Genomic DNA, 23,457 nt, shown 5'->3' with positions numbered 1-23,457 from the left:
CACCGCTCTTATTATTGCGGTCGTCATTCTGCTTACCCCCTCCAACGGGCGGCTTTCGCACAACTAAAGAGACTCAACTCTCCAAGTTTCGAAAAGGCCGCCCAAACCGGGTGGCCTTTCTTTTTTCCGAATGAAAACTGTCCTCAACCACCACCTCAACCGCCCCGCCACGGGGGCTGCACGCGCATGAGCGAAGACCTGCGCAAGAACTCCCGGGCGATCACCGAGGGCGTCAGCCGGGCGCCCGCGCGCGCCATGCTCAAGGCGGTCGGATTCACCGACGAGGACCTCAAGAAGCCGCTCATCGGCATCGCGAACACGTGGACCGAAATTGGTCCATGCAACTATCACCTCCGCGAACTCGCCGAGGCCGTGAAAGCCGGCATCCGCGCGGCCGGCGGCACGCCGATGGAATTCAACACCGTCTCCATCTCCGACGGCATCACGATGGGCACCGAGGGCATGAAGACCTCGCTCATCTCGCGCGAAGTCATCGCCGATTCCATCGAGCTCGTCGTGCGCGGCAATTACCTCGACGGCCTCGTCTGCCTCTCCGGCTGCGACAAGACCAACCCCGGCGTCATGATGGCGCTCGCTCGCGTCAACGTGCCGGGCCTCGCCCTCTACGGCGGGTCGATCAACCACGGCGATCACCACGGCAAGGCGCTGACCGTGCAGGACGTGTTCGAAGCCGTCGGCGCGTTCAACGCCGGCAAGATCGACGAAAAGGAATTCAAGTGCGTCGAGAACGCCGCGTGCCCGACCGCGGGTTCGTGCGGCGGCCAGTTCACCGCGAACACGATGGCCACCGTCATGGAGGCCGTCGGCATCTCGCCCGCGGGCTTGAACGGCATTCCCGCGGTCGATCCGACGAAGAAAGACGCGGCGCGCCGCTGCGGTGAACTCGCCGTCGAACTCGTGCGTCGCGACCTGCGCCCGGCGCAGATCTTTATTCGGCCGGCGTTCGAGAACGCCATCCGCGCGGTCGCCGCTTCGGGCGGTTCGACCAACGCCGTGTTGCACCTCATCGCTCTCGCTCACGAGGTCGGCGTGCCGCTCTCGCTCGAGGATTTTGATCGTCTCAGCGACCAGACGCCGACCATCGCGACGCTCAAGCCCGGCGGTCTCTACACCGCGCCCGAGATGCACGCCGCCGGCGGCATCACGCTGCTGCTCCGCCGTCTGCTCGAGGGCGGATTGCTCACCGGCGGTTGCCCGACGGTCACCGGTCGTTCGCTTGCCGAGGAAGTGAAGAACGCGCCCGAGACGCCCGGCCAGCAGGTCATCCGCTCGGTCGAGAAGCCCTTCAAGCCGCACGGCGGCCTCGTCATCCTCCGCGGCAATCTCGCCGAGGAAGGCTGCGTGCTCAAAGTCGCCGGCAGCAGCGTGCAAAAGCATCGCGGCCCGGCGCGTGTGTTCAACTGCGAGGAGGACGCCATGGCCGCGGCCACCGCGCAGAAGATCAAGGCGGGCGACGTCGTCGTCATTCGTTACGAAGGGCCCAAGGGCGGCCCCGGCATGCGCGAGATGCTCGGCGTCACCGCCGCGCTCGCGGGCGCCGGCCTCGCCGACTCGGTGGCGTTGCTCACCGACGGACGCTTCTCCGGCGCGACGCGCGGCATGTCCATCGGTCACGTTGCGCCCGAAGCCTTCGTGGGTGGCGCGATCGCGTTCGTGCGCGAAGGCGACATCATCGAAATCGACGTCGCCGCGCGCAAATTGCACGTCGAGGTCGCGGCGGTCGACTTCACCTACCGCCGCCAGGGCTGGACGCCGCCCGTGCCGCGTTACCAGCGCGGCGTGATGGCGAAATACGCCAACACCGTCTCGTCCGCCGCGCAGGGCGCGGTGACTTCCTGAGCTTTTCTCCAACCTCCAAAATTCTTTCACGCATGAAACTCACTGGCGCAGAAATCATCTGGGAATGCCTCATCCGCGAAGGCGTGGATGTCGTGTTCGGTTACCCGGGCGGCGCGATCCTCCCGACCTACGACGCGATGACGAAGTATCCGCAGATTCATCACGTCCTCACGCGCCACGAACAGGGCGCCACGCACATGGCCGACGGCTATGCGCGCGCCAGCGGCAAGGTCGGTGTCGCCATCGCGACGTCGGGCCCCGGCGCCACCAACATGGTCACCGGCATCGCCACCGCGATGATGGACTCGTCCCCGATCGTGTGCATCACCGGCCAGGTCGGCTCGCGTGCGCTCGGCACGGACGCGTTCCAGGAGACCGACGTCACCGGCGTCACGCTCCCGGTCACGAAGCACAACTACCTCGTGACGAAAACCGCCGACATCGCGCGCGTCATCCGCGAGGCATTCTACATCGCCAAGAGCGGTCGCCCGGGCCCGGTGCTTGTCGACATCACGAAGGATGCGCAGCAACTCACCGCCGAGTTCGACTGGGAAGCGGCCGCGCCGAAGCTTCCGGGCTATCGCCCGAACCTCCGCGCGTTGCCGACCGAATACGAGCGCGCGCTCGAGTTGATCAATTCCGCCAAGCGCCCGGTGATCCTCGCCGGCCAAGGCATCAAGCTCTCCGGCGCCACCGCGCAGGTGCTCGAACTCGCCGACACCGCGCGCATCCCGATCGCGGTCACGTTGCTCGGCCTCGGTGTCGTGCCGGCTTCCTCGCCGTTCAACCTCGGCATGATGGGCATGCACGGCGAGGCGTGGGTCAATCAGGCCATCCAACAAGCCGACCTGCTCATCGCGCTCGGCATGCGCTTCGACGATCGCGTCACCGGCAACCTCAAGACCTACGCGCCGCACGCGAAGAAGATTCACGTCGAGATCGACCCGTCCGAAGTGAACAAGAACGTCCACGTCGACGTGCCGCTCATCGGCGATCTCCGCGAAGTGCTCGAGGAATTGCTCCCGAAGGTCCGCACTTCGGACCGCGGCGAATGGTGGGCCAAGATCGCTGAGATGAAGGGCGACTCCGCCGTGCGCGACATCCAGGCGCTCCCCGACAACGGCCACCTCTACGCCGCGCACGTGATCAACGACCTCTGGCGCGCCACGAAGGATCGCGACACCATCGTCGTTACCGACGTCGGCCAGCACCAGATGTGGGAAGCGCAGTATTATCGCCACGAGAAGCCGCGTTCGCTCATCACCTCCGGCGGCCTCGGCACGATGGGCTTCGCGCTCCCCGCGGCCATCGGTGCCAAATTCGCCTGCCCGGAAAAAGACGTGTGGGTGGTCGTCGGCGACGGCGGCTTCCAGATGACTTCGTGCGAACTGGCCACCGCCGAGCAGGAAGGCATCAAGGTCAACGTCGCGATCATCAACAACGCCTTCCTCGGCATGGTGCGCCAGTGGCAGGAGTTTTTCTACGAGAAGCGCTACGCCGCCACGCCGATGACCGGTCCTGACTTCGTCAAACTCGCCGAAGCCTACCGCCTCAACGGCCTGCGTTGCGACAAGCGCGCCGAGGTGAACTCGACGGTCAAAGCCGTGCTCGCCGACAAACGCACGACCGTCGTCGACTTCGTGGTCGAGCAGGAGGACGCCGTGTTCCCCATGGTGCCCGCCGGCGCCGACCTCGATGCGATGATCCGCCGCCCGAAGCGCGAAATCCTCGCCGAGTCCGGCGCGGACAAGGAGTGGCAGATGCCCAACGGCGAGAGCGCCGCCGTCTCCGAACTCACGCTCACCGGCGGTCCGTCAAAAGCCGCCTCCGTCCCGGCCGCGAAGCGCAAGCCCGCGCCGTCACTGAAGAAAAAATCCGCCGAGACTTCGAAGAAGTCGAGCCGCCCCGTGGTCGCGAAAGCGACGAAGGCGGGCAAGCGCCGCTAACCCGAGGAGAATCCCGCCATGCCGAAACATACTCTCATCGCCTACGTCGAGGACGTGCCCGGCGTGCTGAACCGCGTCGCTTCGCTGTTCCGCCGCCGCAACTTCAACATCGACTCTCTCACCGTTGGCCGCACCGAGCAGGCCGGCGTCTCGCGTCTCACCGTCGTGGTCGACGCCACCGACGCCGGCGCGCGCATCGTCGAGGCCAACCTCTACAAGCTCGTCAACGTGCTCCGCGTCGACGACCTCACGCACAAGCCGGCGCTCAACCGCGAACTCGGCCTCGTGAAGGTCAAGGTCACCGCCGCCACGCGTTCGCAGGTGCTTGAGTTCGTCGACATGTTCCGCGCCCGCGTCGTCGACGTGGACGAGGAATCGCTCGTCATCGAAGTCACCGGCACGCCGGAGAAAATCGGTAAGTTCGAGATGGTGCTCCGTCCCTACGGCATCCTCGAGCTCGTCCGCACCGGCTCCGTCTCGATGGCGCGCGGCCACGACAAGCTCTCCGCCAATCCGCCGCTCGTGCGCGCGGAGGTCGCCGCGAGCGCGGCCGACGACCACAGCCACGCCGGCGTCTCAATGTCCGTATGAAGCAGAGCAATCCGCTTTCAGCGCTCAGCTTTCAGCGTTCGGACACCACCGCGCCGTCGCTGAACGAGTTCTTCGAGGAATCGCCCGCCGCCGACGCTGCACCCGTCGCGGCGGACTACGATTTCTTCGGCGGCTCGCATTTCACACCGGAGCTCACGCGCTAACGTTCCCGTTTCTCTCAACCCTCATCTCTCAACTCTCAACTTTTAATACCCATGGCTAAAATCTATTACGACAAGCAGGCGGACCTCTCGCTGATCCGCGCCCGCAAAGTTGCGATCGTCGGCTACGGCTCCCAAGGCCACGCCCACGCGCTCAATCTCCGCGACAGCGGTGTCGACGTGCGCGTCGGCCTCGCGAAGGACTCCAAGTCCCGCCCGAAGGCCAAGAAGGCCGGCCTCAAAGTCGACACCGTCGAAGCCGTCGCGAAATGGGCCGACGTTATCATGATGCTCGTGCCAGACCACGTCGCCGCGCGCGTCTACCGCGAGTCCGTCGCTCCGAATCTCGCCGCCGGCAAGGCGCTGTTCTTCGCCCACGGTTTCAACATCCGCTTCGGCGGCATCAAGCCCCCGGCCGACGTCGACGTGTGCATGGTCGCTCCGAAGAGCCCCGGCCACCGCGTGCGCGAAGTGTTCCAGGAGGGCGGCGGCGTCCCCGGACTCTACGCCGTGCACCAGGACGCCTCCGGCAAGGCCAAGGCCCTCGCGCTCTCCTACGCGCGCGGCATCGGCTGCACCCGCGCCGGCGTGCTCGAGACGACGTTCACCGAAGAGACGGAGACCGACTTGTTCGGCGAGCAGGCCGTGTTGTGCGGCGGTTGCTCCGAGCTGGTGAAAGCCGGCTTCAAGACGCTCGTCGACGCCGGCTATCAGCCGGAGATCGCCTACTTCGAGTGCCTCCACGAGCTGAAGCTCATCGTCGACCTGATGTATCGCGGCGGCCTGAACTACATGCGCTACTCCGTTTCCGACACGGCGGAGTGGGGCGATTATCAGAGCGGCCCGCGCGTCATCACCAAGGAGACGCAGAAGGAAATGAAGCGCATCCTCGCCGACATCCAGAGCGGCAAGTTCGCCAAGCGCTTCATGGCCGAAAACGAGAAGCACGGCCGCAAGACGATGAACGCGTTCCGCAAGAAGGAGCGCAGCCAGCCCATCGAAAAGGTCGGCGTGCAGCTCCGCGCCATGATGCCGTTCCTCAATCCCGTCGTGATCTCGAAATAACCGATTTGGTGTTGTGTTACCCCGGCGGGCGGTCGCTTGCGGCCGCCCGCCACCTCTCTCCCTACAAAATCACCATGAACAATGCCTCCTCGTCCGCGCGCCGTGAAGACACCTTCCGCGTGACGGACTTGTTCTCGCCGAACGATGCCCACGCGGACCCGCGCTCCCAGCGCTCCGCCGCGGAACCCGCTACGCGTCCCTCGGCCGCGGGCGTTCCCGACTCTTTCGTCTTCGTCAACCCGCTCTTCTCCACTCCGCGCGATCCGCGCCCCCACACGCAGCGATAACCGCTGCGTTTTTCGTTTCTCCAACCCGATCCCATCATGTCCTCGAATTACGTCCGCATTTTCGACACCAGCCTGCGCGACGGTGAGCAAGCTCCCGGCGCCTCCATGACCTCGAGCGAGAAGCTTGAAGTTGCCCGCACGCTGGCGCGACTTGGCGTCGATGTGATCGAGGCGGGTTTCCCGGCGGCGTCGCCCGACGATCTCGCCGCCGTGCAAGCTATCGCCGCCGAGGTTGGCCAGACTCCCGTCGAAGGCCGTCCGCAAAGCGAGCCGCCGATCATCTGCGGCCTCGCGCGCTGCACGCGCAACGACATCGCGACCGCCTGGGAAGGCGTCAAAGGCGCCAAGCGCCCGCGCATCCACACTTTCCTCGCGACGAGCGACATTCACCTGCAGCACAAGCTCCGCATGACGCGCCCCGAAGTCGTGGCGCGCGCGGTCGAGATGGTGACGTTCGCGCGTTCGCTCTGCGCCGATATCGAGTTCTCGCCCGAGGACGCCGGCCGCAGCGACCCGAAGTTTCTCTACGAGGTGCTCGAAGCCGTCATCAAAGCCGGCGCGACCACGCTCAACATTCCCGACACCGTCGGCTACACCATGCCCGACGAATACGGCGCGATGATCGCCGGCGTCATCGCCAACACGCCCGGCGCGAAGGACGTGATCATTTCCACGCATTGCCACGACGACCTCGGCCTCGCCGTCGCCAATACGCTCGCAGGCCTCCGCGCCGGCGCGCGTCAGGCGGAAGTCACGCTCAACGGCATCGGCGAGCGCGCGGGCAACGCCTCGCTTGAGGAACTCGTCATGGCGATCAAGACGCGCGGCGAGAAAGTCGGCCTGCAAACCGGCATCGACTCGAAGCAGCTCTGCCGCGCCTCGAAGCTCATCTCACGCGTCACCAGCTATCCCGTTCCGCCGAACAAGGCGATCGTCGGCGCCAACGCCTTCGCGCACGAGTCCGGCATCCACCAGGACGGCATGATCAAGAACGCGCAGACCTACGAGATCATGCGTCCCGAGGACGTCGGCGCGACGCAGACGACGCTCGTGCTCGGCAAGCATTCCGGCCGCAACGCCGTCTCGAAGCGCCTCGCCGAACTCGGTTATCCGCTCGAAGGCGAGGCGCTCGCGCGCGCCTTCGCCGAGTTCAAGAAACTCGCCGACCGCAAAAAATCGGTGCACGACGCCGACCTCATCGCGCTTGCCAACGACGAGCGCACGCAGGCGCCCGAACTCTGGACGCTCGAAGATCTCCAGGTCGCCTGCGGCACGACCGGGCTCCCGACTGCCACCGTCCGTCTCAAAGGCCCCGACGGCAAACTGCACGTGCACGCCGCCGTGGGCACCGGCCCGGTCGACGCGACCTACAAGGCGATCGCGACGATCGTCGGCACCCCGGTCGAGTTGGTTGAATTCGTCGTCAATGCCGTCACCGAAGGCATCGACGCGCTCGGCGAAGTTTCCGTCCGCGTGAAGCACGACGACCAACGTTCCGCGCACGGCCACGGCGCCGACACCGACATCATCGTCGCGAGTGCGAAAGCTTATCTCGCGGCGGTCAACCTCGTGCTCTCGCGCCAGAACGCCGCGCCGGTGCACGCGCAGAAATCCAGCGTCCCGGCCGACGCCGCGCACTGAGTCCCATGTGCGCCGTCGCTGAAGTTTGGAAAGAAAATCAGGTTGTCGCCGACTATCTATCGCGGCGACAAGCGATACCATTCAGTGAGGCGCAGAGCGGAGTGATGCTCGACGTGCTCGCCGCGGGCTGCGAAAGCGTGGGAACGTTTCTCGATCTCGGATGCGGCGATGGTGTGCTTGGCGCCGCCATGCGGGCGCGTTTTCCAGCGAGTCGTGGCGTGTTGCTGGATTTCTCGGAGCCCATGCTCCGACGTGCGCGGGAAATGCTCGCGTCGGAGAAGGATGGTCTGGAGTTTGCGCTCGCCGACTACGCCACGTCCACGTGGCTGGCCTCGGTGAAGATGTTTGCGCCGTTCGATGCCGTGGTTTCCGGCTATTCGATTCACCATCAGCCGGACTCTCGCAAACGCAGTCTCTACGCGGAGATATTCGCGCTGTTGCGGCCGGGTGGGTGGTTCGTGAACGTCGAACACGTGGCGCCGGCGGCATCGCTGACGACGGCGATCTTCGAGGGGCATTTCATCGATCATGCTTTTGCCGTCGAATCCGCGCGCGGCACCGGTCGCTCTCGCGCGCAAATCGCGGATGAATTTCACCGCCGGCCTGACAAGGCGGCCAACATCCTCGCGCCCGTCGAGACGCAGTGTTCGTGGCTGCGCGCCGCGGGCTTCGAAGAGGTCGATTGCTTCTTCAAAATTCATGAACTTGCCGTCTTCGGCGGTCGACGCCCGTCCGGTCTCTAGTTTTTCCATCATGTCCACTTCCGTCCTCCCCGCTTCTGTCGAAGTTTTCGACACCACGCTGCGCGACGGTGCCCAGACCGAGGGCATCTCGTATTCGCTCGAGGACAAGATTCGCATTGCCCAGAAACTCGACGAGCTCGGCGTCACCTTCATCGAAGGCGGCTGGCCGGGCTCGAACCCGAAGGACGCCGCGTTCTTCGACGCCGCGCGCACGCGCACGTGGAAACACGCGAAAATCGTCGCGTTCGGCGCCACGCGTCGCGCCAACATCGCGCCCGCCGACGATCCAAGCGTGCAGGCGCTCGTCGCGGCGGGCACGGAGGTTTGCTGCATCTTCGGCAAGTCGTCGGTGATGCAGGTCGAGGAAGTGCTGCGCACCACGCTCGACGAGAACCTGCGCATGATCGAGGACACCGTCGCTTACCTGCGCGCGCAGGGGAAGCGCGTGATCTACGACGCCGAGCATTTCTTCGACGCGTTCGACGCGAATCCCGACTACGCGCTCAAAACGCTCGCCGCCGCGCAGAAGGGTGGGGCGGAAACACTGACGCTCTGCGACACCAACGGCGGGCATCTGCCGTGGCAGGTCGAGGACACCGTTCGCGCCGTTCGTGCGCTCTTCGGTCCAGCGCAGCGCATCGGCATGCACACGCATGACGACACCGGTTGCGCCGTGGCGAACACCGTCGCGGGCGTCCGCGCCGGCGCCGCGCACGTGCAGGGCACGGTCAACGGCTTCGGCGAACGCTGCGGCAACGCCAACCTCTGCATCGTGGTGCCGAACTTGGAGTTGAAACTCGGTGTGCGCGCGCTGCCCGCCGGCGCCTTGGCGCGCCTCTACGAAGTTGCGCATTTCGTGGCCGAGGTCGCGAATCTCTCCCTCAACGAGCACATGGCCTACGTCGGTCACAGCGCGTTCGCCCACAAGGCCGGCGTGCACGTTTCGGCGATGCTGCGTCATCCCGATGCCTACCAGCACATCGAGCCGACGAAAGTCGGCAACGAGATGCGCGTCGTCGTCAGCGAGCTCTCCGGCCGCGCCAATCTTGTTTCCAAGGCCGAGCATTTCGGCGTGTCCGGCCTCGACGCGCAGACGGGCGCGAAGGTCGTGGAGGACATCAAGGCGCTGGAGAACGAGGGGTTCTCGTTCGAGGCCGCCGAGGCCAGCGTCGCGTTGCTCGTGCGTCGTCGCGCGCCGGAATACGCCGCGCCGTTCAAGCTCATCAATTATCGCGTGATGGTCAGCCGCCACGACGAGAAGCGTTTCGCCGAGGCGACGATCAAGCTCCAGGTCGAGGCCGACGAGGTGCACACCGCCGCCAGCGGCGACGGTCCGGTGCACGCCTTCGACCGTGCGCTCCGCAAGGCGCTCGAACCGCACTTCCCGGTCGTGCGCGGCATACACTTGGCGGACTACAAGGTCCGCATCCTGAACACCGGCTCCGGCACCGCCGCCATCACGCGCGTGCTGATCGACTGGCACAACGGCGACGCCCGTTGGAGCACGGTCGGCGCCGGCCCCAACATCCTCGAAGCCACATGGCTCGCATTGGCCGATGGTTACGAGTTCGGGCTCACTCCTGTTTCCACGAAAACGCCGGCCGCCGTGTAAAAAACGGCTGGTCAGCAAATCCCAATCCACGCGGCGCACGGCCGTTATTTCCCGTGCAAAATACTCAGCATCAATGAAGGCAACCATCGCACTCACCCCCGGGGACGGCATCGGCCCCGAAGTCGTCCACGAGGCACGACTTCTGCTTTCCGATGTGGCGAGTCACTATGGTCACCAATTCGAATTCACCGAGCACCTTCTGGGCGGCTGCGCGATCGATCGCCACGGCACTGCACTTCCGGACGAAACGCTTCAGGGCTGTCGTCGCGCGGATGCTGTTCTGCTCGGCGCCGTTGGTGGACCTAAGTGGGACGACCCACAGGCCAAAGTCCGCCCCGAACAGGGCCTCCTCGCGATCCGCAAGGCGCTCGGACTTTACGCCAATCTCCGGCCCATCAGCCCGCATCCCGCGCTCGCCAAGCTCTCTCCGCTCAAGCCCGAGCGTGTGGCCGGAGTCGACTTCATCGTCGTTCGCGAACTCACCGGTGGACTCTATTTCGGAACTCCTAAGGGACGCGAGCAGACGCCCGACGGCGAGCGCGCCGTCGACACGCTGGTCTACACCGAGGCCGAGATTCGACGCATCGTGAAACTCGCCTTCCAACTTGCGCAGCTGCGCCGGAAGCTCGTCACCTCGGTCGACAAGGCCAACGTGCTCGAGTCCTCCCGGCTCTGGCGCAAGGTGGCAATCGAGGTCGGCAAGGAGTTCCCCGACGTGAAACTCGAGCACCAGCTCGTCGACTCCTGCGCCATGCGCCTCATCACGCATGCGTCGTCGTTCGACGTCATCGTGACCGAAAACATGTTCGGCGACATCCTCACCGACGAGGCCGCTGTGCTCGCCGGATCGCTCGGCATGTGCCCCAGCGCCTCGCTCGGCGAAGGCCGCATCGGCCTCTACGAGCCCATCCACGGTTCCGCGCCCGACATTGCCGGCAAGGGCATCGCCAATCCCACCGGCACGATCCTTTCCGCCGCGATGCTGCTCCGCCACTCGCTCGGCCTCGAAGCCGAGGCCAAGGCCGTCGAGGCCGCCGTCTCCGCCACGATCGATGCCGGCCAGCTCACCGGCGACCTCGGCGCCGCCAAGCCGCTGACGACCGCGCAAATGGGCGCGGCCATCCGCGCCCGCCTCGCCGACGCGCGCAACTGAACGCCCGCGCGCCCAATTTCCCATGATAGCTACAACCAACCGCTACAGCTCCGAGGCCGGTGCCGCTCCCAGCGGCACGATGGAAGCCCCGCGCGACGCTATCCGTCGCTCGGTCGCCGCCGTCGATCCCTCGCTCGCGTTCCCGCGCACCTCGGTGCGCGTCCGCGAGTCGAACCCGAACCACCACCTCTGGAACAACAACGGAACGTGGTATGTGCACTACACCGTGCACCCGACGCCGCTCACCAAGTCGCGCGTCCGGATGTCGCTCGAGACGAAAGACCTCGAGACCGCCCGCCAGCGTCGCGACGAGATTCTCGCCCGCGCCGGCGCCTGTCTGTAACCTGCGCCTCCGATAAAAACCGGCGCACCGCAAGCGGTGCGCCGCCGCCAGAGAAATTTCGCACCTACTCAATCACCGCAACCGGGCGGAGGGCCCGGTTTTTTTGTGTCCGGAAGAGGCCTGCCCGGAGAGCGGTGGCGAAATGGGCGTTGGGTGTCGCTCGGAATAAAAACGTGCTTGCCAGTGGTGGGGCCGCCCCGCGAAATCGGCCCCTCGTTCTTTCGCCAACATAGCTCAGTTGGTAGAGCAGCGCTTTCGTAAAGCGCGGGTCGCTGGTTCAAGTCCAGTTGTTGGCTCCACTTTGAAAAGCCCGGCTTCCTCACGGAAGCCGGGCTTTTGCGTCAAGAGGAGGTAGGGCGCAGCACGAGCGTCACGAATTTCGGAAGAAGCTATCGCTCGCGTCGCCAGCAACCATTGCTGGCTCTGCGTGTTTTGCAGGGGAGGAGGCGAGTTTCTTCTCGGTGGCCAACCGCTTCATTGTTCGAGCGGTGGAAGCTGGAACGTGGGCCTTCTGGGCTGCGTCGATAGCGGCATTTCCGCTGCCCCCACCGACAAGACTGTTCAACGACAGGACGCTTTCGAGCATGGCGGTCGATTGCGACTTGAGGTCCACCGACGCGGCGGCGGTTTCCTCGGCGTGCGCCGCGTTGCTCTGGGTGATCTTGTCCATCTGGGAGACGGCCGCGTTCACTTGCCCCAGTCCCTGGCGCTGCTCCTTGGACGCCGAGGCAATCTCGACGACGAGCGTGTTGACCTTGCGGGTTTTCTCCGTGATTTCGCGGAGTCCATCGGCGACCCGACCGGAAATCTCGACGCCGCGCGCGCTCTTGGCGATCGAGTCGTCGATTTTCTCGGCGGTTTCGCGGGCTGCTTGCGCGGCGCGTTGAGCGAGGTTGCGCACCTCGTCGGCGACGACGGCGAATCCGGCACCGGCCTCGCCGGCTCGCGCAGCTTCAACCGCTGCATTCAGCGCGAGGATATTGGTCTGGAAGGCGATTTCATCGATCGCCTTGATGATTTTCGCGATGTTGTCCGATGCGGTGCGAATGTCCGCCATAGCGGCGACCATCTCCTGCATTTGCTGGGAGCCTTGTTCGGTGGAGCGCAAAGTGTCGTCGGAAAGGGTGCGGGCGTTCTCGGCGTTCTCGGCGTTGCGCTTGGTCTGGCCGGAAATCTCTTCGAGTGACGCCGAGGTCTCCTCGAGCGAGGCGGCTTGGGTGTTGGCACCTTCCGCCAAGGATTGGCTGGCGGCGGAGACTTGGCCCGCCGCGGTGCCGACGTGGCCGGCCGCGAGGTTGAGCGAGGTGGAGACGGTGCCGAGCGCGGCGTTGGTTTGGCGGGCGATGAACCATGAAAAACCGATGCCGAGCAGCACGCTCAAGGATCCGGCAACGATCAGGGAAATCGACGTGCTCCGCACGGTGTCGACGAGTTGCTGGCCGCCGACTTCGCCGGCGTGGGCGTTTTCACCGAGGATGGTGAGCGTCGCGGTGGAGAACTCGTTCAACGCGGCGACCATGTCGATGGTCAGAATCTTGCGCGCCTGCTCGCGGTCGTTTTGCACGAGCGAGAGGTATTTTTCGCGGAGTCCGAGGTATTTTTCATGCACGCGGCCGAGCGCCTCGTATTCGCGGCGTTCGGCGTCGGTCTGGAGCGTCGCGGCGTAGATCTTGTCGGCGGCGCGGAATTTCTTGGTGTCCTCCAGTGTGGCGTCTTCGATCGCCTTGCGTTCGCTGGGGTCGATGTTGTCGAGAAGGCGATAGAGCCGGACCATGTTGATCATGGGCAGGTAGTTCATCGTGCTCGTCTGGATGACGCCGGGCAGGTTCTTGCCGCTGACGGCTTGCCCTTGCGTTTGGATGGAGCGCATGCCGAGCACGCTCCATGCGGTGATGATGAGGGTGAGGCTGCAAAGCAGCGCGGCGAGAACGGCAATGCGTTTGCCGATGGTCCATTGTTTCATGGGGATGCGAGTAGGTGGGCGTCTCGGGGGGCAACGCATCCTACTCATCGGCGCTCGGCGGGCGCGCGTGGGCGCGCATGTTGTGCAACGCCGTGCAGATATTGCTGGCGTGTTCGTTCGCGCGGGATCGCCCGCCCTCAGCCTTTGGTGGGCTCGCCGGTGATTGCGCGGTGCATCGTGCGGGCGAGTTCCTCGTTCGTGAAGGGCTTCGAGAGCAGCGCGACGTGGCCGATCTGGGCGAGTTTCTCGGGCGAGATGCGCGAGAAGTAGCCGGACATGATCACCACGGGCAGTTGCGGCGCGAAGGTGCGGATCTCGGCGGCGAGTTCGATACCTTTCATCACGGGCATCGTCTGGTCGGTGAGGAGCGCGGAGTAGTCGGCGGCGTTGCGGCGAACGACTTCGAGGCATTGCGCCGGGGAGTCGAACGACGCGACGCGGTAGCCGTTTTTCTCGAGCGCCATCTGGGCGAAGCTGCGGACGATGTCCTCGTCGTCGACGACGGCGATGAGTTCGCCGTTGCCGCGCGGGACGAGGTCCATCGGCGCGTTGGATTCGACGGTGGGCTGCTGCGCGATGGGCAGGAAAAGCGTGAAGGTCGCGCCTTTGCCGGGCGCGCTCTCGACCGTGATGGCGCCGCGGTGGGCTTGGATGATGCCGTGCACGACGGAGAGGCCGAGGCCGGTGCCCTGGCCGACTTCCTTGGTGGTGAAGAACGGGTCGAAGATGCGCTTGCGCGTCTCCTCGTCCATGCCGTGGCCGGTGTCGGCGAAATCGATGCGGGCGTAGGGACCGGGCGGCAGGTTGTTGAGCGCCCCGGCGGTCTCGGTATCGAGATCCTGTTGCTGCAGGGTCAGGCGCATCGTGCCGCCGGTGGCGCGCATGGCGTGGGCGGAGTTCGAGCCGAGGTTGAGGAGGACTTGGTGAATCTGCGTCGCGTCGGCGAGCACGCGGCCGCACGGGGCGGCGGTGTCGACTTCGATGCGGATCGTGGCGGGGACGGTGGCGCGGAGGAAGCGGCGGGCATCCTCGACCACTTGCACGAGATTGACGGGCACCTTTTCGCTGTCGGCCTGCCGGCTGAAGGTGAGGATCTGGTCGATCAACTCGCGCGCGCGCAGCGAGGCGTCGCGGGCGGCGCCGAGGTAGTTGCGGGCCGGGTCGTTCTCGGGCAGCGTGTCGAGTGCGAGGTCCTGGTAACCGAGGATGCCGGTAAGGAGATTGTTGAAGTCGTGGGCGATGCCGCCGGCGAGCGTGCCGAGCGTTTCCATCTTCTGGGCCTGGAATAGCTGGCCCTCGAGCTGGCGGCGCATCTCCTCGGCGTCGCGACGACCGGTGATGTCCTGAAACGCGCCGTAGAGGCGCGTGGCGCGGCCGTCCTTCAGCTGCGCGCGACCGAGGACGCGCACCCAGAGCTTGTGGCCGCGGGCATTGATGAATGGCAGCTCGAGGTCGAAGCCGCTGCCGGCGCGGACGGCGTTCTCCATCGCCTCGGTGAGGGTGTGGCGGGCTTCGGGCGGGTAGAACGAGAGGGTCTTCTCGAGCGTGGGCTCGAAGCCGAGCTCGACTTCGTGGATGCGGAACATCTCGGGCGACCACGTGAGGCGCGCGGTGTTGAGGTCCCATTCCCACGCGCCGATGTGCGCGAGGCGCGAGAGTTGCAGGGACATTTCTTCGCCGTGGCGCAGGCGCTCCTCGAGTTCCTTGCGCTGCGTGATGTCCGTGTGCGTGCCGACGACGCGGGTGGGGGCGCCGGCCGCGTCGCGGGCGACGACTTTGCCGCGGCCGAGGATCCAAACCCAGTGACCGTCCTTGTGGCGGAGCCGATACTCGGCTTGGTAGATCGGGGTGCGGCCGGCGAGGTGCTCGGCCATGGCCTGTTCGGCGTGCGCGACATCGTCGGCGTGGCCGATTTCGAGCCAAACGTGGCGCGCCGGCAGCTCGTCGGTGCGGTAGCCAATCATGCCGGCGAATCGAGCGTCGCGATAAATCAGGCCGCTCACCAAGTCCCAATCCCACACGCCGTCGTTCGTGCCCGTGAGGGCGAGTTGCCAGCGCTCTTGCGAGATGCGGAGTTCCTCGCGGAGTTCCTTGGCCTCGGTAATGTCGCGATCGAGGCCGACGAGGCGCAGCGCCGAGCCGTCGCGGCCACGCTGGATGATGCCGAGCGCCTCGATGTGGCGCAGCGTGCCGTCGGGGCGGCGAATGCGGAACTGACTCTGATAAATCGGCGTGTGGCCGGCGATGGCTTCGGCGATGGCGTGGTCGTCCTGATCGGCGTCTTCGGGCAGCACCCGGTCGTGCCATTCCTGGACGGCGCCGCTGAACGCGCTGCGATCGATGCCGTAGATCTCGAGCATGCGGTCGTCCCAGATCATCCGGCGCGTCGCGAGGTCCATTTCCCAAACGCCGTAGCCCGTGGCCTTGATGGCGAGGCTGAGCCGGTCGTTCAGCGAGGCGAGTTCGCGGGCGCGAGCGTGTTCCTCGGTCACGTCGCGATCGATGCCGACGACGCGAGTCACGCGACCGCTGCCATCGCGGCGGAGCACGCCGAGCGTCTGAATGTGGCGCTCGGTGCCGTCGGGCAGCGCGATGCGGAACTGATCTTCAAATCCCTCGTCGGCGGCGAGCGCGCGGCCGATTTCCTCCTGCACCTGCTCCCGATCCTCCGGGTGAATGCGGGCGAGCCACGCACCGGACGTGCCGTCGAATTCCGTGGGCGTGTAACCGTAGAGCGCGCACTGGTGGTGGTCCCAGTAGACGCGTTTGTTGACGAGGTCCCAGTCCCACACGCCGAAGCTGCCGGCGCGCAGCGCGAGATCGAGGCGTTCGGTGGTCTTCTGGAGTTCCTGCGTGCGCTCGCCGACGAGGACCTCGAGGTTAGCGGCTTGCTGTTGCAGGCGGGCGGTCAGCAAGTCGCGCGAGGTCTCCGCATCGAGGCGGCGCTGATCGATCGTGTCCATCCGTCGCAGCGCGTAGGTGAGCACGCCGAAAATGACCACGCTGTAGCCCACGTTCAGGAGCAATCCGGTATCCTGCGTCTCTGCTCCCAGCGGGGCGAGCCACCACGAACCCAGGATGAACATGAACAGCGGCACCACGAGCCCGATGCACAGCAGCACGAGCGAAAAATAGCCGAGCGGATTGATCCGCGAGAACACCGGGACAATCTCGCCGGTCAGCCGCGCGCAGACGATGGCGATGCCGAGCAGGAGCAGTCCGAGCGAGCTGGCCACCGCGATCGGGCCCTCCGACGGCCCCGCGATCTCGCCGCCGAGCGACAGGATGGCGAAGCTGGTGACCGCGAGCCCCAGCCAGTTCGAGATGCCGAACCAGTGCCGGCGTTCGTGCGCCAAGGCCAGCAAACCGAGGCCGGCGAGGCAGAGCGGGAGCGCGGCGTTGACGACAAGGCGGTTGCTCGAGGACGAATCGAAGGCCACGCCGAGCGCCGCGCCGAATTGGCCGAGGTCGATCCCGAGTGTCGCGCCCAACGTCGCGCCGCCGGCCGCCACGACGAGGAGCACCGCCAGCACTTGCCCAGCGATGCGGCGCAGCGTGTCCTTGGATTGTTGCTGCAGGAGCAGGAGAGCGGCGCCGCCGACCATCAGGCTGATGGCGGTGTTCACACTCATCGGGCGTCCGTGCGGCCAGAGGCGTTGCAGGATTTCGATGTCGGTGATACCACCGATCAGACCCAGAGCGCCCAGTGCGCACGTGGACCAAGCGGCGTTGCGGGCGATGCGGCTGAGCTTCAAGTCGCGGACAGGCACAGGCCTGCACCGTTGGGGTTCGGCCGGATGCGGGCAACATTTATGCGCGCGCCTCTCGCCGTCCCTCGGCGGAATCCGGCCCGCGAGTGCCCATTCGCGGGGTTTTTCGGCTCGAGCAGCTAAATCACAGTTAAGGTTTCCCGCCCTTGTCCGATTTAGCGCGATGCAGTCATGAAAGCCAAATCCCTGATTCTTTTGTCGGCCGCCCTCGTGTTCGGTTCTTTGCCGGTGATGGCGGATGAAGGCCTCGAAGCCCCCGTGCCCGTTCGCATGGTGCCACCCAAGTTCCCCCCCGAGATGCGCCGTGAAGGCACCGGCGGCGTCGTCACCGTCAAATGCGTGATCGACGAGAAGGGCAACGTTACCGAGCCGCAGGTCGAGAAGGCCTCGAACGACGCGTTCGTTCAGCCGGCGCTCGACGCCTTGCGCAAATGGAAGTTCAAGCCCGCCAAGAAGGCCGGCACCCCCATCGCGCTCAAGGTCAGCATCCCGATCCAATTTAGCATCAGCGACGACTGAGCGGCTGTCTACCGTCCGTCTCCCTGATCGTCCCCGAACAATTACCTGATCCTGTCATGTCGTCCTCCCGCACTCTCACCATCGGGCGCCGCATTGCGCTCGGTTTCACCCTCGTGTTCGTGCTTCTGGGCGCGATCGCCGTAGTGGCGTGGATCGCCCTCGGGGCCTCCGGCCGCAAACTCACGGAATACGCCGGCAGCGCGCGAGAGACCAACACCGCCGCCGGCCTCGCCGCCGCGATGATCGAGGTCAAGCTGCAGGTTAACGAATACCTCGCCGTCTCCGACGCCACGCACGCGCAGGCCTACAAAGGCGCCAAGCAAAAGCTCGATCAGGAAATGGCCGCGGCCGCCAAGATCATCAACGATCCGGCGCGCTCCGCCCAGCTGGCTGAGGCCTCCGGCTTGCTCGTGAAATACGACGAGGCCTTCCAGAAGATCGTCGCCACCACCGGCAAACTCGACGCGGTCGTCGCGGATCAGTTCACCCCGCGCGGTGACGAGATCGCCGCCGGCCTCCAGAAGGTCCTCGGCGACGCCAAGAACAACGGCGACATGAACGGCGCCTTCAAGGTGTCCAACGCCCTCAAGGCCTACTTCGAGAGCTCCAGCCTCGCGAATTCCTTCATGCTCACCTCGCGCGTCGACTACGCGCAGGCCGCCAAGAAGAGCATCGCCACCGTCGCCGACTCCATCGTGAAGATGCAGCACGATCAGGAGGAACTCGTGAAACTCGACGCCTCCCTGAAGGACGAGAACAAGGACGCACTCCTGAAGTCCCTCGCCATCGCCGCCGGCGCCTACTCCTCCGCCCTCGACGAGATCATCGCCGCCAAGCAGGACCGCAACAAGCTGATCACCGAACAGCTCAACAAGATTGCCCCGCAATTCACCGCCGCCCTCGTTCGCGTGAAGGACTCGGTCGTCGAGTTCCAGGCTTCGCTCGAAGGCCGCATGCGCACCGAGCAGCGCCGCAACGAAATCCAGGTGCTCACCTTCACCGCCGCGGGCTGCATCGGCGGCATCCTCGCCGCGTGGTTCGTCATCCGCAGCATCACCCGCCCGATTTCCGTCATCGCCGACCAGCTCGCCGCCGAGTCCGCGCAGACCCACACCGCAGCGCTGAAAGTCGCAGAGGTCTCCACGCAGATGTCCGACGGCGCGAGCCGACAGGCCGCCTCGCTTGAGGAAAGCAGCGCCTCGCTGCACGAGATGGCGAGCATGACGCAGCGCAACTCCGAGGGCGCGCAATCCGCCAAGGGCCTCGCCGCCGAGGCGCGCGCCACCGCCGACGCCGGCGCTCGCGACATGGCCGCCATGCGCTCCGCCATGGGTGCCATCCAGTCGTCGTCCTCCGAAATTTCCAAGATCATCAAGACGATCGACGAGATCGCCTTCCAGACGAACATCCTCGCGCTCAACGCCGCGGTCGAAGCCGCCCGTGCCGGTGAGGCCGGCGCCGGTTTTGCGGTCGTCGCCGAGGAAGTCCGCAACCTCGCCCAGCGCTCCGCGCAAGCCGCCAAGGAAACCGCCGCCAAGATCGCGGACGCCTCCTCCAAGAGCGAGCAAGGCGCGCAGATCAGCAGCCAGGTTGCCGCCAGCCTCGACTCGATCGTCCAGAAGATCCGCCAGCTCGACGAAATGGTCGGCTCCATCGCCCAAGCCTCGCACGAGCAGAGCGAGGGCATCGGCCAGCTCAACCAAGCCGTCGCCGGCATGGATCAAATCACGCAGGCCAACGCCGCGCTCGCGCAGCAATCCGCCAGCTCTGCCGAGGAACTCCAGGGCCAGTCCGCGCAGGTCCGCGCGGCCGTCGAGGAACTCATGCACATGGTGCACGGCGACGCCCAGCGTCAGTCGTTGACCGCCCCGGTCCACGCCGCGAAGTCGAAAGGCAAGCCGGCGGCCAAGGTCGCCGCGGCCGCGACCACCGAAGCCCCCGCGATCGTGAGCCCGCGCCTGCACGGCGGCGCGCCGGCCGCGAAGGCCGAAGTTTCCGAGTCGCACTTCATCGACTGATTTTCGTTTCGTGATTGCACTGAGCGGAGACGCGCGCGTCTCCGCTTTTTCTTTTCCGGGATCGGCCGGCCGGCGGGCTGCCTCCGGCAGCGGGCGCAAAAAAACCAGCGGACAATGTGCCGCTGGCGTAGGTGGAAAAAGTTCGGTGCGGGTCAGGCGCGCGCGCGCTTCATCGAGGCCGTCGGCGGCTGCGTGCGGAACGGCTGCGGGTCGAAGATCGCATTCGGGTTCACCAGCTCGGGCGGTGAAAACAGAAACTTCCCCCAGCGCACGTCACGTCGCGGACCGACCACGCCCAGCGCGCTGGCATATTGGGCGTGACGGAGGTTGGGGTAGGGCGAGGCCATGTCCTCTTATCGGCACCGCGCGCGGCGACTGAAACCGAAACCTGCCGCGTCCGGCGCGTGTTCGTGAAGGGTAGGGGCGCGCGCCGGTGTTATGGCTGGTGAACGCTTTTCCCCATGAAAAATCACCCGCTATTTCTCGCCACGTTCCTCGCGCTGCTCACCACCGGCTTCGCCGATGTGCGGGGCTTGCGCATCAAGGAACGCGTCGATCCGGTTTTCCCCGCCGAGGTGACGCTCGAGGGACTCACGCGCGGCACGGTGCACTGCATCATCGACATCGACGCGACCGGCAAGGTCGAGGACGTGCTCATCACCGCCTTCACGCACCGGTCGTTCGGTCGCGTGGTGCGCGAGGCGGTGCGCCAATGGCGTTTCGAGCCCGCGTTGCTCGACGGCAAGCCGGTCGCCGCGCAGACGGCGCTCGAGTTCACCATCGAGGGCGTCGGCTGCGTCGTGACGCTCGACAACAACACCTACCTCAACCAGCGCTTCGAGCAGTTGCTCGGCCCGACTTACGCGTTCCACCCGTTCACGCTGCGCGATCTCGATGCGATCCCGGTGCCGCAAAAGACGGTGATGCCGTTCTATCCGACCGAGGTCGCCGCGCGCCTCCGCGGCCAGGTGCGGGTCGACTTCTTCATCGACGAAACCGGACGCGTCCGCGTGCCGCTCGCGCAGCCCGACGCGCCGGCCGAACTCGCCGCCGCCGCCATGAACGCGGTGCGCCAGTGGCAATTCGCTCCACCGCTCCGTCGCGGCGATCCGGTGCTCGTCCGCGCCAGCCAGGAGTTCCACTTCAGTCCGTGAGCGCGCCACCGCGCTACACACGAGCCGACCCGCGAGGGCCGGCTTTTCTTTTGGGGCGAAACGCCTTGGCGCTCAGCGCGCGGAAGCGAACGGCTCGCCGGCGCGCAGCGCGACGCGCAACGCTTGGCGCGCGCGATAGAGGCGGGTTTCGACGCCGCGCTCGCTGCAGCCGACGATGCCGGCGATCTCGCGATACGAGAGCCGCTCGAAGTGGTGCAGCAGAAGAGTCGTGCGCAGGTCGTGCGGCAGCCCGGCGATGGCGACGTCGAGCGCGGCGAGCGCCTCGCTTTGTTCGAGATTGGCGTCCGGCGTCGGCGCATCGTCCGCAAACGGAATCACCTCGCCGCCCTCGAGGCTAGTGGACGGATGACGACGCCACCAGCGGTGGCGGTTGTGGCAGAGATTCGTCAACGTGGTGAACAGTCACGCGCTCAGATTGGTGTCCGGTCGCAGCGTCGCGCGTTTCTCGTGCAGGCGCACGAACGTCTCGAGCGCGAGTTCGCGCGCGTCGGTCGCGTTGCGCAGGTAGCGCCAAGCGAAGGCTGTCAGCGGACGTTCCCAGCGCGCGACCAGACGCTCTAGCGCCGCTTCGTCGCCTTGTTGCAGGGCGATGAGATCGGTGCGATCGGCGGCGGAGTCGGCGGGCACGCAGGCGTGCGCTAGTTGACGGTGCGCACCGGGGCCGGGGTTAGGCGCGTGAGGTAGCGCGCGCGTTGCTCGGGGGTAAGTTCCCCCGCCGTGGAATCGACAAGGTGGCGGGTCGCGGTCGACCAATCACGGTCGATGCGGCGCCAGATATCGAGGCAGCGCGCGAAGGCGATGAAATCGACCCGGCCTTCCGTGCGGCGGACGCGCTCGAACGTCTCGAACTCCGCGCGCATCTGCGCCGCCTGGGTCGCGAGCTCGCGCAGTTGCGGTCCGGAACGGTCGTGGAGCGCCTGAATGCGGGCGAACTGCTCGTCCGTGAGCTGCAGGTCGGTCTTCATCCACGCGACGACGTCATTGGCGCGTGTTTCCGATGCGCTGCGCCAGGCAAACCAGCCGACATGGGCGGCGATTCCCGCGAGCAACCCGAGCAGAAGAATGAAGGTGGATTTCACGTGCGGTCTCCCTTCGGTGCCGCCGGTGGCGTGGCGGTCACGAGCGGATCGATCAGGCGGCGGTAGCTCTCCAATAGTTGGGTGTCCCGATCGTGCCGCACGCGCGACACGCGGATCTCCGCGAGGAACAGCCCGAGCAGCACGCAGGCCGCGACGAACACGGCGGCAAACGCCGGGTGGGCGAAGAGGCTTTCCGTCTCGGCGGCGCGACCGTGGAGGCGTTGGCGCAACGCCGGCATGAGCGGCGCGAAGGGCGGCGGACGTCCCCAGCGTTCCAGCAGGGGATCGAGAGGATCTTGGGGTGAATCGGACATGGCGACGGGCGCAGACCGCGCTCACCAGCCATAACACCGCATCACACCGAAGTCCTTCAAAATTTCCCGCGCGACGCGCATAGTTCGGAGATGTGAGGCGACGATGACGATGGGTGTGGAGGGCGGGCGATACGAAACCGTGCAACCGCCCGGCTGCGGTGCTGTCTCTGCGCTCGACGCCGGGCGCGCATCCGTGCAAGGTCCGGCGCTTTCCATGAAGAAATTCGCTGTGTTCGTTTCGGCCGCCGCGCTCGCCGCGGGTTCGGTTTTCGCCCAGAATAACGCCGCGCCGGCTCCCGCCGCCGCGCCCGCTGCCGCTCCGTCACCGGTCGTCGCGCCCGACGCCGTGGTCATCTCGGCCAACGGCATCGCCGTGAAGCGCGCGGAGTTCGAAGAGGCGGTCAAGGGTCTGCCGCAGCAGTATCAGGAATACGCGCTGGGGCCGGGCAAGAAGCAGTTCGCGGAGGACTTCCTGCGCATGAAGCTGCTCTCGGTCGCGGGCCTGAAGGCCGGCCTCGACAAGGATCCGGAAGTCGTCGCCCAGTTGAACAGCCTCCGCGACCAGATCGTGGCGTCCGCGCAGCTGAAGAAGATGCAGGAGGCCGTGCAGGTTTCCGACGAGGACCTCAGGAAGACTTACGAATCGCGCAAGGGCGAGTTCGAGAAGGCGAAGGCTCGCCACGTGTTGATCGCTTTCAAGGGCAGCCCCGCAGCGCAACCCGGCAAACCGGAACTCACCGAGGAGCAGGCCAAGGCCAAGGCCGAGGAACTCCGCGCGAAGATCGAGAAGGGTGAAGCGAAGTTCGAGGACGTCGCGAAGACCGACTCCGACGATGTCGGCTCCGGCGCGACCGGCGGTCTGCTCGGCGAATTCGGCCGCGGCCAGATGGTGCCCGAGTTCGAGCAGGCGGCGTTCACGACCGAAGTCGGCAAGCTCAGCCCGGTCATCCGCACGCAATACGGTTATCATTTCCTCAAGGTCGACGAGCGCGGCGTGACGCCGTTCGAAGAGGCGAAGGTCTCGCTCGAGCGCGCGGAGCGCACCGCGAAGCTGCAGGCCGAGAGCAAGAAGCTGCTCGAAGACGCCAAGCCGACTTTCGACGAAGCGTATTTCGGCAAGTAAGTCGCCGTTTAACGCTCGGGATTTCAAAGCGCGTCCGATCGGACGCGCTTTTGTTTTGGGCGAGCGGCGCGCGCATGACGCGTCGCGGCCAAAG

The 23,457-nt window shown here is 66.0% G+C and carries 21 protein-coding genes and 1 tRNA gene; 15 read left to right on the top strand and 7 right to left on the bottom strand.

The genetic code is table 11. The features are described from left to right. Positions 1-186 precede the first annotated feature (186 nt). The 11 genes from ilvD (at position 187) to HZA32_18250 (ending at position 11,701) form a co-directional block, all read left to right on the top strand. Positions 187-1,860, top strand: coding sequence for a dihydroxy-acid dehydratase (gene ilvD / locus HZA32_18300; GenBank protein MBI5426029.1), 1,674 nt, complete (start codon positions 187-189; stop codon positions 1,858-1,860). Between the two features lie 32 nt (positions 1,861-1,892). Next, a complete protein-coding gene (gene ilvB, locus HZA32_18295) occupies positions 1,893-3,806 on the top strand; it encodes a biosynthetic-type acetolactate synthase large subunit (GenBank protein MBI5426028.1) in 1,914 nt (637 codons plus the stop codon). 18 nt (positions 3,807-3,824) lie between these two features. Next, positions 3,825-4,397 (top strand): acetolactate synthase small subunit, encoded by a 573-nt coding sequence (gene ilvN, locus HZA32_18290; protein MBI5426027.1) that lies wholly within the window; start codon positions 3,825-3,827, stop codon positions 4,395-4,397. Next, positions 4,394-4,561, top strand: coding sequence for a hypothetical protein (locus tag HZA32_18285; protein ID MBI5426026.1), 168 nt, complete (start codon positions 4,394-4,396; stop codon positions 4,559-4,561). Before ilvN ends, HZA32_18285 begins: the two co-directional genes overlap by 4 nt. 51 nt (positions 4,562-4,612) lie before the next feature. Further along, entirely contained in the window at positions 4,613-5,623 is a 1,011-nt protein-coding gene (gene ilvC, locus HZA32_18280) for a ketol-acid reductoisomerase (protein ID MBI5426025.1), read from the top strand. Positions 5,624-5,946: 323 nt separating this feature from the next. Next, the gene (locus HZA32_18275; protein MBI5426024.1) at positions 5,947-7,551 is read left to right on the top strand and encodes a 2-isopropylmalate synthase; all 1,605 of its coding nucleotides are present in this window, start codon (positions 5,947-5,949) and stop codon (positions 7,549-7,551) included. A 5-nt stretch (positions 7,552-7,556) separates the two neighbouring features. Then, positions 7,557-8,294: a class I SAM-dependent methyltransferase gene (locus tag HZA32_18270; GenBank protein MBI5426023.1), complete on the top strand. Its 738-nt coding sequence runs from the start codon at positions 7,557-7,559 to the stop codon at positions 8,292-8,294. After that, on the top strand, positions 8,251-9,906 hold the full coding sequence (locus HZA32_18265) for a citramalate synthase (GenBank protein ID MBI5426022.1): 1,656 nt from the start codon (positions 8,251-8,253) through the stop codon (positions 9,904-9,906). Before HZA32_18270 ends, HZA32_18265 begins: the two co-directional genes overlap by 44 nt. A gap of 73 nt (positions 9,907-9,979) precedes the next feature. Further along, positions 9,980-11,059, top strand: a complete 1,080-nt coding sequence (gene leuB, locus HZA32_18260) for a 3-isopropylmalate dehydrogenase (protein ID MBI5426021.1) — start codon at positions 9,980-9,982, stop codon at positions 11,057-11,059. A gap of 154 nt (positions 11,060-11,213) precedes the next feature. Next, positions 11,214-11,402 carry a hypothetical protein gene (locus HZA32_18255; protein MBI5426020.1) on the top strand — a complete coding sequence of 63 codons (189 nt, stop codon included), beginning with the start codon at positions 11,214-11,216 and terminating at the stop codon, positions 11,400-11,402. Positions 11,403-11,625: 223 nt separating this feature from the next. Further along, positions 11,626-11,701, top strand: a tRNA-Thr gene (locus HZA32_18250). Positions 11,702-11,772: 71 nt separating this feature from the next. Here the strand turns inward: HZA32_18250 and HZA32_18245 are convergent. Both HZA32_18245 and HZA32_18240 read right to left on the bottom strand, forming a co-directional pair. Then, positions 11,773-13,365, bottom strand: coding sequence for an MCP four helix bundle domain-containing protein (locus HZA32_18245; GenBank protein ID MBI5426019.1), 1,593 nt, complete (start codon positions 13,363-13,365; stop codon positions 11,773-11,775). A gap of 137 nt (positions 13,366-13,502) precedes the next feature. Beyond that, on the bottom strand, positions 13,503-17,135 hold the full coding sequence (locus HZA32_18240) for a PAS domain-containing protein (protein ID MBI5426018.1): 3,633 nt from the start codon (positions 17,133-17,135) through the stop codon (positions 13,503-13,505). Positions 17,136-17,306: 171 nt separating this feature from the next. Here HZA32_18240 and HZA32_18235 point away from each other — a divergent pair, with 171 nt between their 5' ends. Beyond that, the gene (locus tag HZA32_18235; protein ID MBI5426017.1) at positions 17,307-17,654 is read left to right on the top strand and encodes an energy transducer TonB; all 348 of its coding nucleotides are present in this window, start codon (positions 17,307-17,309) and stop codon (positions 17,652-17,654) included. Between the two features lie 56 nt (positions 17,655-17,710). After that, complete coding sequence (locus HZA32_18230; protein ID MBI5426016.1) at positions 17,711-19,672, top strand: chemotaxis protein; 1,962 nt, start codon at positions 17,711-17,713, stop codon at positions 19,670-19,672. A 152-nt stretch (positions 19,673-19,824) separates the two neighbouring features. Here HZA32_18230 and HZA32_18225 read toward each other — a convergent pair whose 3' ends face one another. Beyond that, complete coding sequence (locus tag HZA32_18225) at positions 19,825-20,019, bottom strand: hypothetical protein (protein ID MBI5426015.1); 195 nt, start codon at positions 20,017-20,019, stop codon at positions 19,825-19,827. Between the two features lie 114 nt (positions 20,020-20,133). Here HZA32_18225 and HZA32_18220 point away from each other — a divergent pair, with 114 nt between their 5' ends. Then, a complete protein-coding gene (locus tag HZA32_18220; GenBank protein MBI5426014.1) occupies positions 20,134-20,826 on the top strand; it encodes a TonB family protein in 693 nt (230 codons plus the stop codon). A gap of 72 nt (positions 20,827-20,898) precedes the next feature. Here HZA32_18220 and HZA32_18215 read toward each other — a convergent pair whose 3' ends face one another. The 4 genes from HZA32_18215 to HZA32_18200 are packed head-to-tail and all read right to left on the bottom strand — an operon-like array spanning position 20,899 to position 22,240. Beyond that, on the bottom strand, positions 20,899-21,237 hold the full coding sequence (locus tag HZA32_18215; protein ID MBI5426013.1) for an RNA polymerase sigma factor: 339 nt from the start codon (positions 21,235-21,237) through the stop codon (positions 20,899-20,901). Positions 21,238-21,249: 12 nt separating this feature from the next. Further along, on the bottom strand, positions 21,250-21,474 hold the full coding sequence (locus HZA32_18210) for a hypothetical protein (GenBank protein MBI5426012.1): 225 nt from the start codon (positions 21,472-21,474) through the stop codon (positions 21,250-21,252). Positions 21,475-21,485: 11 nt separating this feature from the next. Next, positions 21,486-21,896: a hypothetical protein gene (locus HZA32_18205; GenBank protein ID MBI5426011.1), complete on the bottom strand. Its 411-nt coding sequence runs from the start codon at positions 21,894-21,896 to the stop codon at positions 21,486-21,488. A 26-nt stretch (positions 21,897-21,922) separates the two neighbouring features. Continuing rightward, positions 21,923-22,240 carry a hypothetical protein gene (locus tag HZA32_18200; protein MBI5426010.1) on the bottom strand — a complete coding sequence of 106 codons (318 nt, stop codon included), beginning with the start codon at positions 22,238-22,240 and terminating at the stop codon, positions 21,923-21,925. Between the two features lie 214 nt (positions 22,241-22,454). Here HZA32_18200 and HZA32_18195 point away from each other — a divergent pair, with 214 nt between their 5' ends. Further along, positions 22,455-23,363, top strand: a complete 909-nt coding sequence (locus tag HZA32_18195) for a peptidylprolyl isomerase (GenBank protein ID MBI5426009.1) — start codon at positions 22,455-22,457, stop codon at positions 23,361-23,363. The last annotated feature ends 94 nt before the right edge of the window (positions 23,364-23,457 follow it).

The organism is Opitutia bacterium (assembly GCA_016217545.1).
GTDB lineage: Bacteria > Verrucomicrobiota > Verrucomicrobiia > Opitutales > Opitutaceae > Didemnitutus.
Note: the sequence above shows the minus strand (reverse complement) of the source record. Positions and strands in the feature narration are given on the sequence as shown.